The organism is Micropruina sp. (assembly GCF_047607385.1).
Classification (GTDB): Bacteria; Actinomycetota; Actinomycetes; order Propionibacteriales; family Propionibacteriaceae; genus Micropruina.
The window spans coordinates 1-13952 of sequence record NZ_JASGDE010000051.1 but is presented as its reverse complement, the minus strand read 5'-3'; the positions used below and the strand labels follow the sequence as shown (position 1 = coordinate 13952).

At 70.0% G+C, this 13952-nt stretch carries 14 protein-coding genes; 9 read left to right on the top strand and 5 right to left on the bottom strand.

Going from position 1 to position 13952, the window contains the following annotated elements:
* Window positions 1-19: 19 nt before the first annotated feature.
* Both QM582_RS05070 and QM582_RS05065 read right to left on the bottom strand, forming a co-directional pair.
* Entirely contained in the window at window positions 20-532 is a 513-nt protein-coding gene (locus tag QM582_RS05070; RefSeq protein WP_415082323.1) for a peptidylprolyl isomerase, read from the bottom strand.
* Window positions 533-649: 117 nt separating this feature from the next.
* Window positions 650-1294 carry a LysE/ArgO family amino acid transporter gene (locus QM582_RS05065; protein WP_415082322.1) on the bottom strand — a complete coding sequence of 215 codons (645 nt, stop codon included), beginning with the start codon at window positions 1292-1294 and terminating at the stop codon, window positions 650-652.
* 70 nt (window positions 1295-1364) lie between these two features.
* Here QM582_RS05065 and QM582_RS05060 point away from each other — a divergent pair, with 70 nt between their 5' ends.
* The 4 genes from QM582_RS05060 (at window position 1365) to QM582_RS05045 (ending at window position 5057) form a co-directional block, all read left to right on the top strand.
* Window positions 1365-2267, top strand: coding sequence for a LysR family transcriptional regulator ArgP (locus tag QM582_RS05060; RefSeq protein WP_415082320.1), 903 nt, complete (start codon window positions 1365-1367; stop codon window positions 2265-2267).
* Between the two features lie 133 nt (window positions 2268-2400).
* Window positions 2401-3771 (top strand): hypothetical protein, encoded by a 1371-nt coding sequence (locus QM582_RS05055; protein ID WP_415082318.1) that lies wholly within the window; start codon window positions 2401-2403, stop codon window positions 3769-3771.
* Between the two features lie 128 nt (window positions 3772-3899).
* Window positions 3900-4379, top strand: coding sequence for a hypothetical protein (locus tag QM582_RS05050; RefSeq protein WP_415082316.1), 480 nt, complete (start codon window positions 3900-3902; stop codon window positions 4377-4379).
* A gap of 9 nt (window positions 4380-4388) precedes the next feature.
* A complete protein-coding gene (locus QM582_RS05045) occupies window positions 4389-5057 on the top strand; it encodes a prepilin peptidase (RefSeq protein ID WP_415082314.1) in 669 nt (222 codons plus the stop codon).
* Window positions 5058-5067: 10 nt separating this feature from the next.
* Here the strand turns inward: QM582_RS05045 and trpD are convergent, their stop codons facing one another.
* Together trpD and QM582_RS05035 are read right to left on the bottom strand one after the other, a co-directional pair.
* A complete protein-coding gene (gene trpD, locus QM582_RS05040; RefSeq protein ID WP_415082313.1) occupies window positions 5068-6117 on the bottom strand; it encodes an anthranilate phosphoribosyltransferase in 1050 nt (349 codons plus the stop codon).
* Window positions 6118-6119: 2 nt separating this feature from the next.
* A complete protein-coding gene (locus QM582_RS05035; RefSeq protein ID WP_415082312.1) occupies window positions 6120-6524 on the bottom strand; it encodes a response regulator in 405 nt (134 codons plus the stop codon).
* 304 nt (window positions 6525-6828) lie between these two features.
* Here QM582_RS05035 and QM582_RS05030 point away from each other — a divergent pair, with 304 nt between their 5' ends.
* The 5 genes from QM582_RS05030 (at window position 6829) to QM582_RS05010 (ending at window position 12769) form a co-directional block, all read left to right on the top strand.
* The gene (locus QM582_RS05030) at window positions 6829-7434 is read left to right on the top strand and encodes a cytochrome c oxidase subunit 3 (RefSeq protein ID WP_415082357.1); all 606 of its coding nucleotides are present in this window, start codon (window positions 6829-6831) and stop codon (window positions 7432-7434) included.
* A gap of 25 nt (window positions 7435-7459) precedes the next feature.
* The gene (locus QM582_RS05025) at window positions 7460-8260 is read left to right on the top strand and encodes a c-type cytochrome (protein ID WP_415082310.1); all 801 of its coding nucleotides are present in this window, start codon (window positions 7460-7462) and stop codon (window positions 8258-8260) included.
* Window positions 8257-9321: a Rieske 2Fe-2S domain-containing protein gene (locus QM582_RS05020; RefSeq protein WP_415082308.1), complete on the top strand. Its 1065-nt coding sequence runs from the start codon at window positions 8257-8259 to the stop codon at window positions 9319-9321. Before QM582_RS05025 ends, QM582_RS05020 begins: the two co-directional genes overlap by 4 nt.
* Window positions 9321-11033: a cytochrome b gene (locus QM582_RS05015; RefSeq protein WP_415082307.1), complete on the top strand. Its 1713-nt coding sequence runs from the start codon at window positions 9321-9323 to the stop codon at window positions 11031-11033. The genes QM582_RS05020 and QM582_RS05015 overlap by 1 nt, the downstream gene beginning before the upstream one ends.
* A gap of 293 nt (window positions 11034-11326) precedes the next feature.
* The gene (locus QM582_RS05010; protein ID WP_415082306.1) at window positions 11327-12769 is read left to right on the top strand and encodes a GuaB1 family IMP dehydrogenase-related protein; all 1443 of its coding nucleotides are present in this window, start codon (window positions 11327-11329) and stop codon (window positions 12767-12769) included.
* A gap of 110 nt (window positions 12770-12879) precedes the next feature.
* Here QM582_RS05010 and QM582_RS05005 read toward each other — a convergent pair whose 3' ends face one another.
* Window positions 12880-13782, bottom strand: a complete 903-nt coding sequence (locus QM582_RS05005; protein ID WP_415082305.1) for a hypothetical protein — start codon at window positions 13780-13782, stop codon at window positions 12880-12882.
* Window positions 13783-13952: the final 170 nt, after the last annotated feature.

Below are 13952 nucleotides of genomic sequence, written 5' to 3'. Positions count from 1 at the left end.
CGGTTGGGACGGTGTCGCCTCAGGCGATGGTGACCGACTCGATCACCACCGGCTCCACCGGACGGTCGCCGTAGCCGGTGCGCACCTGGGCGATCTCGTCGACCACCTTGCGGCTGGCCTCGTCGGTCACCTCACCGAAGATGGTGTGCCGGCGGTTCAGGTGCGGCGTGGGCACCACGGTGATGAAGAACTGCGAGCCGTTGGTGCCGGGTCCGGCATTGGCCATCGCCAGCAGATAGGGACGGTCGAAGCGCAGCTCGGGGTGGAACTCGTCGGCGAAGGTGTAGCCGGGGCCGCCGCGTCCGCTGCCCTGGGGGCAACCGCCCTGGATCATGAACCCGTCGATGATCCGGTGGAAGATCAGCCCGTCGTAGAACTTGCCGGTGGTCTTCTCCCCGGTCTGCGGGTCCAGGAACTCCTGGGTTCCGCTCGCCAGGCCGACGAAATTCGCGACCGTCTTGGGGGCCTGATCGGCGAACAGCTCGATCACGACGTCCCCATGGTTGGTGTGCAGGGTGGCGGTCTGGGCCACGGTGTTTGTCCTTTCCTCGCGCGGCGGCCACGACGCCGCCCACCTAGGTTTTCCGCAGTACGTTCCGCCCATCCTGGCACACCCCCGGAAAGCGGGCTCCAGGACCACCACGGCGGCTCAGTGGGCGAACACCAGCCCACCGGCCAGCACGATCATCAGCACCGCGATGGACGCGTCGAAGATCCGCCAGGCCCGGGCCGTCGCCAGCCACCCGGCGAGCAGCCGCGCCCCCAGCGCCACCCCGAAGAACCAGATCACACTCGCGGTCATCGCCCCGACCGCGAAGACCCAGCGGCCCTCGCCCTGGGCGTTGGCCACCGTGCCGAGCAGGAACACGGTGTCGACGTAGACGGACGGATTCAGCCAGGTCAGCGCCAACGCGGTCATCGCCACCCGGACGGCCCGCGTGCTGGTCGCCACCATCAGCTGACCGCCGCCGGCCGGCGGCGCCGGATCGTCGTCTGCCTCCAACACCGCGTTCTCGCCGCGCCAGGCGCGGCGTCCGGCCAGCACCCCGTAGCCGAGCAGGAAGGCCGCCCCCGCCCAGCGGACGGCATCGAACAGCCACGGCACCGCATGCAGCACCAACCCGATCCCGGACACCCCGGCGACGATCAGCACCGCGTCCGACACCGCACAGATGGTCGCGGTCAGCAGCACGTGGTCGCGCCGGATCCCCTGGCGCAGCACGAACACGTTCTGCGCGCCGATGGCGATGATCAGCGAGAAACCGAGGCCGAGGCCGGCCAGATAGGAGGACACGCCTCGACGCTAGGGGCCGGAAGCAGATCAGTCCAGCTCATGATTCTTCAGCTGCATTAGCCTGGCTAATGTGCGAATACCGCTGGACCTGGCCGAGACCCTGGCCGCCATCGTCGACGAGGGCAGCCTGGACGCCGCCGCCGCGCGGTTGCACCTCACCCCCAGCGCGGTCAGCCAACGCCTGAAGACGCTGGAACACCAGGTGGGCAGGGTGCTGCTGGTGCGCAGCAAGCCGGCTCGTCCGACCCAGGCCGGACAGGCCGTGCTGCGGCTGGCCCGGCAACTGGCCCTGCTCGAGCACGAGACGCTCGCCGAACTCGGCGCCGACGAGCCGTCCGCCGCCCCGATCAGCGTCCCGCTCGCGGTCAACGCCGATTCGCTGGGCACCTGGTTCCTCGCGCCGCTGGCCGAGCTGTCCCGAACCCACAACGTGGTCTTCGACCTGCATCGCGACGACCAGGACTTCACCGCCGGCCTGCTGGAATCCGGCACGGTGATGGGCGCGGTCACCTCGCGGGCCCGCCCGGTCCCCGGCTGCCGGGTCGTCCCGCTGGGCGTGATGCGCTACGAGGCGGTGGCCACGGCCGGCTTCGTCCGCCGCTGGCTGCCGGACGGCCCGACGAAGGCGGCGCTGGCCGCCGCACCGGTGGTGTATTTCGACCGGCGCGACGAACTGCAGAGCCAGTGGCTGGCCGAGCGGGGGGTTGACCCGGCCCTGCCGCCGCGGCATTTCGTGCCGGCCTCGGCGGACTACGCCCAGGCCGTGCTGATCGGCCTGGGCTGGGGACTGCTGCAGCCCACCCAGTCCGCGGACGCCCTGGCCGCCGGCCACCTGGTCCGGCTGGGCGGCGCCACGGTCGAGGTGGAGCTGTACTGGCAGCAGTGGAACCTGCACTCCCCCTTGCTGGACGCCATCGCCGCGGAGATCGTCGAACAGGCCGCATCGGCCCAGCTGCCGGTAGCGTCGCGCTAAGCGTCGCTGGCCCGGCCGGCGAGACTCCACCCGCAATGGTGGAAAGCCCGGCAACCCTGTTCGGCGCAGGTCACGTCCGGGTAGTTTGGGGAACGCGGTACAGCCGTGATCCATCCCAACCACTGGAGGAACAGTGAAGCGTAAGAAGCTGCTGAAGGCCGTCGAATCGACCGCCGACTCAGCCGCGGACTCCGGCCGGGCGGCCATCGACGAGGCGGTGCACAATCTCACCCCCTTGGTCGACCAGGCCGGCGAGTACGTGGAGGGTGCGCGCAAGCGTGGCGTCGAGTTCGCAAGCGACGCCTATGACCGGGTACAGCCCCATCTGGAGACCGTCCGCAAGCGCGGCCTGGAGTTCGCCTCCGACGCCTACGAGCGGATCGAGCCCAGCCTGAAGGACGCCTACGAGCACATCGAGCCGTCGTTCAAGGAGGCCAGCCGGGTTGCCGCGGAGACCATCGACAAGGTCCAGCCGACCCTGACCGAGGCCAGGAAGCGGGGCGCCAAGCTCGCCGCCGAGACCCTCGACCGGGTTCAGCCCGCGCTCGAGGACGCCCTCGACAAGGTCACCCCGGCGGTCGACGAGGCGGTGAAGAAGGTCCGCCCGGTGGTCGACGACACCCTCGAAAAGGTCGCCCCGACCGTCGACCTGGCCCGCGACAAGGTGCAGAACGACCTTCTGCCGTGGTTGGCGGCGGCGCTCTACAAGGCCGCCGATCTGGTCAAGGACGAGGTCGCCGAGGTGGCCGACCAGGTGGCCGAGATCGCCCCGGCGCCGAAGAAGCGCCGCAGCGTGGGCAAGACGCTGGGCCTGATCGCCCTGGCCGGCGCGGTGCTGGCCGGCGTGGTCTACGCGGTCCGCAAGCTGCTCGCCGGCCCGGGTGACAGCTGGGAGACCCACGAGCCGTCCCGGCCCTACGTGGCGGATCCGGTGGCCGACGTCGTCGACAAGGTGAAGGACGGCGCCGAGGCTGCGGCCGAGGCCGTCTCCGACGCCAAGGACGCCGCGGCCGAGAAGGCCTCGGAGGTGGCCGACGCGGTCGCCGACAAGGTCTCCGACGCCAAGGATGCGGCGGCCGAGAAGCTCGGCGACGCCAAGGACGCGGCGGCGGACGTCGCCGCCGATCTGGCCGACGCCGGCGAGGAGGCCCTGGACAAGGCCGAGGAAGCGATCGAGGAGGCCAAGGAAGCGGCGTCCAAGGTCGCCGACGAGGTGGCCGACGACGCGAAGGAGGCGGCCGAGAAGGTCTCCGACGCCGTCGACGAGGGAAAGAAGAAGGTCTCCGACGCAAAGGGTGATGCCGCCCCTTTAGCTGACAGCCCCTACGGCGAAGGTTCGTATGTGGGGGCGGAGCCGCCCGAGGGTTACGACATCAAGGGCAATGAGCGCTCCATGAAGTACCACCTGCAGGGTTCCGGAGGTTACGAGCGCACGATCACCGACGTGTGGTTCAACTCCACCGAGGCCGCGGAGCGGGCCGGATTCGTCCGGGCGCAACGCTGACCGACTGCAGCCCGATCGGGGGCGGCCGCGACACCGCGGTCGCCCCCGGTCGGCGTCCCGGGACCCGATGAATCGTCAATTTCGATTGACTGCTCACAAAGCACCCCTCGAAAACTGCTTTCTAGGGTGTGAGAGCAGTTGTCCCCGCCGCACCGCCGGCACCGCGTCCGCTCTGGGTGGACGCCGCCCCTTTCCGTGCCCATGTCCGGCACACCATCGACGACGCCGACGTGCCCTGGCCCGCCATCGCGGTGGCCGGCGGCGTCTCGGTGAACGCGGTCCGCGGCCTGCTGTTCGGCCGCGCCGGACGGCAACAGGTCCGAATCGAGCCCCGGCTGGCCGCCCGGCTGCTGCAGGTCGACGCCCGGCAGTTGATCACGCTGCGGACGGCCCGGGTACCCGCCGGCGACACCACCGAGCGGCTGCGCGAACTGCTCACCGCGGGCTTCGACCCGCTGCGGCTGGCCCGCTGGTGTCACCTCTCTCCGACCGAACTGGCGCTGCTGGTCGACGGCGACGCGACCAGCTGCACACGACTCACCGAGGCCCTGGCAGACGCCGCCCGGCGGCTGCACAGCACGTCGGGCTCGTCGTGTTCCGCGGCCTAGGCTGCGGCCATGGGGATGAGCTGGGTGCTGCTGTTGCCGGCGCTGTTCGCCGGCTGCCTCGCGGTGGCGTCCCCGGCCATCCTGCGCGCACTGCCGCCGCCGGTCGACGAGCCGGAGTCCGACCCGTACCGCCGACTGGCCACCCGCGCCATCGCCGGCACGGTCTTCCTGCTGGTCACTGCGGCCGGCACCGTGGTGGTGACGATGGCGCCCACCGAGGCGCCGGCCTGGTTCGGGCTGGCCGGCCCGGCGGTGCTGGCGGCGGTGGTGGACGCCCGCACCGGCTATCTGCCGAAGCGGCTGGTGCAGGCATCCTGGGCGCTGACCGCCGCCGGGCTGCTGGTCACCGTGGCACCGCTCGGCCCGGGGGTGCTGCTCAGGGCCGGGCTGGGTGCGGCCGCGGCGTCCGCGTTGTTCTGGGTCTTCTGGCGCTTCGGTGGCGGGTTCGGGTACGGCGACGTTCGGCTGGCACCGGTGATCGGGGCCGCCGCGGCCGCGGTGAGCTGGCCGCTGCTGGCGGCCTCGCTGCTGTTCGGCGGTCTGCTCGGCGTCGCCTGGGGGCTGCTCTGGCAGGCCTCCGGACGGGGCCGCGCGTTCCCCTACGGCCCGGCGCTGGTGGCCGGCCCGTTCCTGGCCCTCGCGGCGTCCCCGCTGCTGCCGGGGCTGGTCGCCGGCTGAACCCGCCGGCTCAGGCGGAGGCGACGGCGCGCCGGGTGGCCTCGACCCAGCTGTCGAGCACCGCGGACGCCGCGCCGGAGTCGATCGCCGCCGCGGCGGCGGTGACGTGCTCGGCCAGCTGTTCGGCCACGTCGCGGTCCAGGCTGGGCTGGTGGTAGGCCAGCAGCGCGGCGGCCGCGTTCAGCACCACGATGTCGCGCACCGGCCCGGTCTCACCGGCGAACACCCGGCGGACCACCGCGGCGTTGTGCGCCACATCGCCACCGACCAGGTCGGCATGGCTGGCCGGGGCGAGACCCAGTTCGGCCGGGTCCAGGCTGGTGGTCCGGACCAGTCCGTCCCTGATCAGCCAGATGTCGGACGTGGTGGTGGTGGTCAGCTCGTCCAGCCCGTCGTCGCCGTGGAAGACCAGGCCGCGGGTGCCGCGGCGGGCCAGCACCCCGGCGACCAGTGCGGCCATCCGCTGGTTGGCGATGCCGACGGCCTGGGCGACCGGGCGGGCCGGGTTGGTCAGCGGGCCGAGGAAGTTGAACGGGGTCTGGATGCCCAGTTCGCGCCGGGCCGTGCCGGCGTGCCGCAACGACGGGTGATAGAGCGGGGCGAACAGGAACACGATGCCGGCCTGCGCCAGCACCGCCGGCTGATCCTCAGGCTTCACGTTCAGCGCCACCCCGAGCGCCTCCAGCACATCCGCGGCGCCGCACGCCGAGGACGCCGCCCGGTTGCCGTGCTTGACCACCTTGGCGCCGGCGCCGGCGGCCACCACCGCGGCCATGGTGGAGACGTTCACGGTGTTGGCCCGGTCGCCGCCGGAGCCGACCACGTCCACCGCCTCGGTGGACAGGGTGATCGGCGTGGCCCGGTCGCGCATCGACTCGGCCAGGCCGGCGATCTCCTCCACCGTCTCGCCCTTGGCCCGCAGGGCGACCAGGAATCCGGCCAGCTGCACGTCGGTGGCGTTGCCGGCCAGGATCTCGTCCATCGCCCAGGACGCGGCGTCCGAGCTCAGATCCTCACCGGCGATCAGCCCGGTGAGCACATCGGGCCAGGTGTACCCCACGCTCAGACCGCCTGGCTCAGCCGGGCGCGCAGCAGGTCGGCGACCGCGCCGGGCAGCCGGACCGGGTCGACCGGGTACATCGACACGGCGTCGGCACGCGACCAGGTGGCCAGCCAGGAGTCCGCGACCCGAATGATCAGCACCAGGATCGGCGGGCAGTCGGGAACCTCGTCCTTGAGCTGCTTGCACAGCCCCAGGCCACCGGCCGGGTTCGCCTCCGCGTCCAGGATCAGCAGGTCGAGCCCGCCCGCGTCCACCGCGGCCAGCACGGCGGGTTGGGTCGCCACGTCGTAGATCTCCAACTCGGGCAGGTCGGCGGCGACCCGGCGTCCGAGCGCCAACCGGACCTGCTCACGCGTCGTCCGATCGTCGGAGTAGAGCAGGATCTTGGCGGTGTCGTGACTCATGCGCGTTCCTCGTCTGCGGGGAGCTGACCGGCGTCTCGGCAGCATCGTACCCCGTTGTCATCGCCCGGGAGGCCAGCCGTCACCGGCGTCCGGAGGCCGGTCCGCCCGGGCTGCCGGGCCCCGCGTCGTGACATCTGGATGACGGCGCGAGAATCTCCCGGGGTCAGAGGGTGACCAATCCGCCCTGAGCAGCCATAATGACCGGGTGACTCACTCTCACTCGAGCGCAGCGGCGGCCATGCCGCACGGGGCGGTGCACCCGATCGCGCAGTCTCGCCTGCATCCCGCCAAGGGTCGGCCCGACATGGTCGCCGTCGGCACCTGGATCTGGTTGGCCTCCGACCTGATGTTCTTCGCCGCACTCTTTGCCGCCTACTTCAACCTGCGATCGCTGACCAACGCGGCCGCGGCACAGGCCGGCACCGAGTCGCTGTGGGACTGGGGTCCCGGGCATTTCAACATGCCCTTCGCAGTGACCAACACGCTGATCCTGATCCTGTCGTCGGTGACCTGCCAGATGGGCGTCTGGAAGGCCGAGCGCGGCCAGGTCGGCCGGACCGGCTCGCTGCTCCAGGTCGGCCAGTGGGGACTGCGCGAGTGGTACCTGCTGACCTTCGTGATGGGCGCCATCTTCATCGGCGGCCAGGCGGCGGAGTACGCCACGCTGTTCTCCGAGGGCTTCACCATCTCGACCAACGCCTACACGTCGGCCTTCTTCCTGGCCACCGGCTTCCACGGCCTGCACGTGACCGGCGGTCTGATCGCCTTCCTGTTCATGCTGGGCCGCACCTACATGACCCGCACCTTCACCCACGAGCAGGCCGTGCACGCCGTCGTGACGTCTTACTACTGGCACTTCGTCGACGCGATCTGGATCATCCTGTTCGGCGTCATCTACATCCTGCGCTGAGCAGCCCGACCTAGGAGGAATCCCCGTGCGTTTCCTGACTGCCAAGCGGCGAGGACGGGCTGCCAGGCCCGCGCTGCTGGTGATGGCCCTGCTGCTGATGGGCGCGTTGTACGCGGCCGTGGCACCGGCCGCCCGCGTGTCGGCCGATACCGGCGACAGCCAGCAAGTGGCCGAGGGCAGGGCACTGTTCCGGGTCACCTGCTCGTCCTGCCACGGCATGAACGGCGAAGGCACCGGGCAGGGTCCGTCCCTGGTCGGCGTCGGCGCCGCCGCCGTTGACTTCCAGGTGAGCACGGGCCGGATGCCGATGGCCAACCCCGGCGCCCAGGCGCCGCGCAAGCAGAACACCTACACCCCTGCCGAGATCCAGTCCCTGGCCGCCTACGTGGCCAGCCTGGGCCCCGGCCCGGCGATCCCCACCGAAGATCAGTACAGCGGTGAGGGGCTGAGTGCCGATCAACTCGCCAAGGGTGGCGAGATCTTCCGCACCAACTGCTCGGCCTGCCACAACTTCGAGGGTGCCGGCGGCGCGCTGCCGAACGGCAAATACGCCCCCAGCCTGGTCGGTGTCGACGGCAAGCACATCTGGGAGGCGCTGCGCACCGGACCGCAGCAGATGCCCGTCTTCAGCAGCGGAGCCATCACCGACGACGACGTCCGTTCGATCGTCGGCTACCTGGACACGCTGCATGCCCAGCCGAGCAGCGGCCTGACGTTCGGCGCCCTGGGCCCGGTCGCCGAAGGCCTGTTCGCCTGGATCATCGGTATCGGCGGGCTGTGCCTGCTCGCCGTCTGGATCGCCGCGAAGGGAGCCCGGGCGCGATGAGCATCGAGACCAAGAAAGAGGGCGCCGACCTCGAGCGCTTCCCGGTCCCCGACCCGGGGATCGAAGAGCACATCGAACGCTGGACGGACGCCGACCAGGCGGCCGGCAACCGGGTGTACCGGCAGGTGCTGCTGATGCTGGGCGCCGTCCCGGTGCTGGCCATCGTGTTCGTGGTGCTCTACTTCGCACTGCCGCGCAATTCGTCCATCGACCTGCTCGGCATGCACTGGGACGCCACCACGTTCCTGCTCGGCCTCACCGGAGGTCTGGCCACGCTGCTGATCGGCCTGGCCTGCATCCACTGGGCGAAGACGATCATGGGCGACGAGGAGGTCGCCGAGGATCGGCACGCCGCCGCCTCCTCGGAGGCCGACCGCGAGGTGTTCGCGGCCGAGTTCGCCAAGGGTGCCGAGCAGTCCGGGCTGGGCCGCCGCAAGCTGATCGGGGGCGCCCTGGGCGGCGCGCTCGGCCTGATCGCGGTGCCGGCCGTGGTGCTGTTCGCCGACATGGGCCCCTGGCCCACCGGCGACGTCCGCAAGCGCACCATCGAGAAGACCATCTGGGCCGAGGGCGTCAAGCTGGTCAACGACGTCACCCGCAAGCCGCTCAAGGCCTCCGACCTGGAGCTCGGGCAGCTGGTCAACGCCCAGCCGGAGAACCTGTGGGACCACCACGGCGCCGATTTCCAGATCGAGAAGGCCAAGGCGGCGATCATCATCGTCCGGATGGATCCGTCCCGGATCAAGATCCCCGAGTCCCGCAAGGACTGGCAGGTCGGCGGCATCCTCTGCTACTCGAAGATCTGCACCCATGTGGGCTGCCCGATCAGCCTGTGGGAGCAGCAGACCCACCATCTGCTGTGCCCCTGCCATCAGTCCACCTTCGATCTCGGCAACTCCGGCGTCGTCGTGTTCGGGCCGGCGGCCCGGGCCCTGCCGCAGCTGCCGATCACGGTGGACGCCGACGGCTACCTGGTGGCTCGCAGCGACTTCACCGTCCCGGTCGGCCCCAGCTACTTCGAACGCAACTCCAGCGGCGACTTCAAGGAAGGTGATCGGTGATGGCAAAGCCCGCTGACGTGTCCACCGTTTCACCCGCCCTGGACACCGAACGCCCGCCGAAGGCGAACGTGCCGCCGGGCGTGGCCGGCGTCGCCACCTGGGCCGACGAGCGGCTCGGCCTGGCCTCGCTGCTGAAGAAGAACCTGCGCAAGATCTTCCCCGACCACTGGTCGTTCCTGCTCGGCGAGATCGCGCTGTACTCGTTCATCATCCTGCTGCTCACCGGCGTCTTCCTGACCATCTGGTTCAAGCCGTCGATGGCCGAGATCGAGTACCAGGGCACCTACCAGTTGATGCGCGGCCTGCCCATGTCGGAGGCCTTCGCCTCGACGCTGGCGCTGTCCTTCGACGTCCGAGGCGGCCTGCTGGTCCGGCAGATCCACCACTGGGCGGCGATGCTGTTCGTGGCGTCGATGACGGTGCACATGCTGCGGATCTTCTTCACCGGGGCGTTCCGGAAGCCGCGTGAGCTGAACTGGCTGATCGGCGTCGGACTGTTCTCGATGTCGCTGATCGAGGGCTTTGCCGGCTACTCGCTGCCCGACGACCTGCTCTCCGGCACCGGCCTGCGGTTCGTGGACGGCCTGATCCGCTCCATCCCGCTGATCGGCACCTGGGCCGAGTTCTTCATCTTCGGCGGGGAGTTCCCCGGCGAGTTGGTGATCCCGCGGCTCTACATGGTGCACATCCTGCTGGTGCCCGGCCTGCTGCTCGGCCTGATCGCGGCCCACTTGGCGCTGGTCGTCTACCACAAGCACAGCCAGTACCCCGGCCCCGGCCGCAAGGACGGCAATGTGGTCGGCTACCCGCTGTTCCCGGTCTACATGGCCAAGGCCGGCGGCTTCTTCTTCGTGGTGTTCGGCGTGGCGATCCTGATGGGCGCGACCATGTCGATCAACCCGGTGTGGAACTTCGGCCCGTACAACCCGGCTCAGGTCACCGCCGGCTCGCAGCCCGACTGGTACATGGGCTGGGTCGAGGGCGCCATCCGGATCATGCCGAACGTGGAGTGGCATCTGGGCAGCACCACCTGGTCGTGGAACATCTTCCTGCCCGGTGTCGGCCTGATGACCGCCCTGTTCGTGCTGCTGGGTCTCTACCCGTTCGTCGAGGCCTGGATCACCGGCGACAAGGCCGAGCATCATGTGCTGGACCGTCCCCGCAACAACGCCACCCGCACCGCACTGGGCGTCGCCGGGATGACCTGCTACGCGATGTTCTGGCTGGCCGGCGGCAACGACATCCTGGCCACCCAGTTCAAGGTGTCGCTGAACGCGGTGACCGAGTTCATGCGGTTCGCGGTGTTCCTGGCTCCGATCGCGGCCTTCATCGTCACCAAGCGGATCTGCATCTCCCTGCAGCGCGCGGACGCTGAGCGGGTCCTGCACGGCAGCGAGACCGGCATCATCGAGCGGGCTCCGGACGGCGGCTACTCCGAGCCGCACCGTCCGATCCACGTCGACGAGAAGTTCACCCTCACCCAGCACCAGCAGGGCAAGGCGCTGCAGGCCGGGCCGTCCACCGACGCGCGCGGGGTGGTCGAGAAGGGCGCCGGGGTCAGCAAGCTCCGGGCACTGCTGTCGCGCTGGTACTTCGCCGGCCTGGTCAGCAAGCCGACGGCGTCCGAGATCGCCGAGGCCGATCACCACGCTGAGGGCCACGGCGACCACGAGGTGGGCGACGGCGACAAGCCGGGCGAGATCGGTCACTGACGCACGAAACCGTTGATGGTGCCGCCGGGGTCTTCCCGGCGGCACCATTGCGTTTGCCTCGATCTGCCGATGGGCGTCGTAGCGAGCGGCCCCCGGGTCGTACGTCGAGCGAGTTCGGCGCAGCCAGCTGCGTCCAGCTGGGCCGCGCAGTAGGTGCCGATCGGTAGATCGGCCTGGGGACCGCTGATCGATCATGTCCCGGCTGCGGCGCACCCGGCGGGCCACCTGCGGGGCACCTCCTCGCTCGGAACAGCATCGATCAGCGCTTCCCTGGAGAGCGATACGATTTGCCGGTGCGTTTCCTGAATCCCATGCCGTCCTACGACCTCACCTATGACGACGTGTTCATGGCGCCGCGGCGGTCCTCGGTGACCTCGCGGCTCGACGTCGACCTGACCAGCACCGACGCGTTGAAGCTGCCGCTGCCGCTGGTGGTGGCCAATATGACCGCGATCTCCGGACGCCGGATGGCCGAGACGGTGGCGCGGCGCGGCGGGGTGGCGATCATTCCGCAGGACCTGCCCACCGCGATCGTGGCCGAGACCATCGGCCGGGTGAAGGCGGCCCACACCGTCTTCGACACCCCGGTGTACGTCGATCCGACCATGACCATCGGTGAGGCGCTCAACCTGCTGCCCAAGCGGGCCCACGGCCTGGTCGTGGTCGTCGAGGACGGAGCGCCGGTCGGGCTGCTGGGGCCGTCGGAGGCCGCCGGGCTGGACCGCTTCGTCCAGGTCCACGAGGCGATGTCCACCGACCTGACCGTGGTCGACCCGGACACCGCTCCCGCCGAGGTGTTCGAACTGCTCAGCGCCCGCCGGCACCGGGTGGCGCTGGCGGTGCGGGACGGCCGGCTGGTCGGCCTGATGACCGCGAAGGGAGCGCTGCGCGCCACCCTCTATCCCCCGGCGCTGGACGGTTCCGGCCGGCTGAAGGTGGGGGCCGCGGTCGGCATCTCCAAGGATGTCGAGCGTCGGGCGTCCGACCTGCTGGACGCCGGCGCCGACGTCCTGGTGATGGACACCGCGCACGGCCACCAGGAGCGGATGATCGAAGGACTGCGGCTGGTCCGCGCGATGCTGGACAGCCGTGGCAGCACCGTACCGGTGGTGGCCGGCAACGTGGTGACCGCCGAGGGCACCGCCGACCTGATCGAGGCCGGTGCCGACGTGGTCAAGGTCGGGGTCGGCCCGGGTGCGATGTGCACCACCCGGATGCAGACCGGTGTGGGGCGTCCGCAATTCTCGTCGGTGTTGGAGTGCGCTGCCGAGGCGAACGCCGCCGGCAAGGCGATCTGGGCCGACGGCGGCGTCCGGCACCCCCGGGACGTGGCGCTGGCGCTGGCGGCCGGCTCGGGCGCGGTGATGATCGGTTCCTGGTTCGCCGGCACCCACGAGTCGGCCGGCGACCTGGTCACCGACAACGACGGACGCCCCTACAAGGAGTCGTTCGGGATGGCCTCGGCCCGCGCCGTGCGGATGCGGACCCGGGAGCAGTCCCGGTTCGAACGGGCCCGGGCCGCGCTGTTCGAGGAGGGCATCTCGCACTCCCGGATGTACCTGGACACCGAGCGTCCCGGCGTCGAGGACCTGATCGACTTCATCGTCGCCGGTGTCCGCTCCAGCTGCACCTACGCCGGCGCCCGCACCCTGCCCGAGTTCGCCGAGAACGCCGTGGTCGGCGTCCAGTCCGCCTCCGGCTACAACGAGGGACGCCCGCTGCACGTCAGCTGGTGACCCTGCTCCACTAGGCCCTCCCTAATCAGTTCTGCCCTCCCGTCGACGGCAGGCTAGAACTGATTAGGCAGGGCCTACCCGAGCGGGAGCCGCCTACGGGACGAACTCGGCTACCGATCGTCGACGACGGGCCGTACCAGGACTCGTGACGTAAGCGCCCTCCGGATTCGATCAGGCACCAGACCAGGTACCTGCAGTTCCTTCCATTGCCACCTGACCAGCGTGTAGCCCTCGTCTATGAATGCTTGGGCACGCAGCTTCTCAGCCTCGATCACCTCGCGCGGAGCGATGCCGTAGCTCCCGTCGTACTTGCTACCGCCGTCGTACTCGCCAACGACCTTGCCACCCCAGTCGAAGTCCGGCCTACCGAGAAACCTGCCGTCCTGCGTGAAGTGGTCGACCTGGAGGCGCGGGATCGGCACGTTGGCCAGCTGCATCACCGCACGGCTGTAGGACTCACCGAAGCTCTCACTCGCTTCGTTGCCGAAGGCCACTGCCTGGACCGCCCGGGCGTGACCGTAGCCCGTCCTGGTGGCAAGGTCGGCGCGGTCCAGGCCACGGCGGAGCGCGGCGTCGACAGCCGCGACGGCTTCCGGAAACGCCAGCCGACGGATCAGGTCAACGACCGTGCGGCGCAAGCTGGTCACAGGGAAGCCGTCGACGACAGTCACGTCGTGCTCATCGACGAAGGCGGGCGATGCCTCCAGCAGGTGATTGCGCGTGTGCCGGCCGCCCATGGTTCGGATCACCTGCACCGGCAGGCTTCCTGTCACCCGCACAGGCAACCCGTGCAACAGGCCTGCCGACTGACGAGCGAAGTAGGTGCCGTGGTTGATCTTGAGCGCTGCGGCCTCAATCTTGCGGCGATGCAGGTCCCAGACAGCAAGTTCAGCCGGCGGCATCACCACCCCGCGGCGCAAGCGAACCAGCGAACCGTTGCGCAGGGCCCGTTCCAGCGCCTTGCGATCACAGTTCTGATCGAACATCCAGGACTTGGTGGTAAAGACGGTCATGCCCTCACCCTGACCACGCGGGTAACCAACTCGTCCAAATTCGTCCGGACCTGTGGATAACCAACCATGTCGATGATCCGGCCCTACCCCCGTGGAACAACTAGGCCCTCCCTAATCAGTTCTGCCCTCCCGTCGACGGGAGGGCAGAACTGATTAGGGAGGGCCTAGTG

Coding starts and splice junctions, on each gene's coding strand:
- QM582_RS05045 (WP_415082314.1), top strand. CDS start 4,389: ATGGGGATGAGCTGGGTGCTGCTGTTGCCGGCGCTGTTCGCCGGCTGC.
- QM582_RS05035 (WP_415082312.1), bottom strand. CDS start 6,524: ATGAGTCACGACACCGCCAAGATCCTGCTCTACTCCGACGATCGGACG.
- QM582_RS05030 (WP_415082357.1), top strand. CDS start 6,829: ATGGTCGCCGTCGGCACCTGGATCTGGTTGGCCTCCGACCTGATGTTC.
- QM582_RS05020 (WP_415082308.1), top strand. CDS start 8,257: ATGAGCATCGAGACCAAGAAAGAGGGCGCCGACCTCGAGCGCTTCCCG.
- QM582_RS05015 (WP_415082307.1), top strand. CDS start 9,321: ATGGCAAAGCCCGCTGACGTGTCCACCGTTTCACCCGCCCTGGACACC.
- QM582_RS05005 (WP_415082305.1), bottom strand. CDS start 13,782: ATGACCGTCTTTACCACCAAGTCCTGGATGTTCGATCAGAACTGTGAT.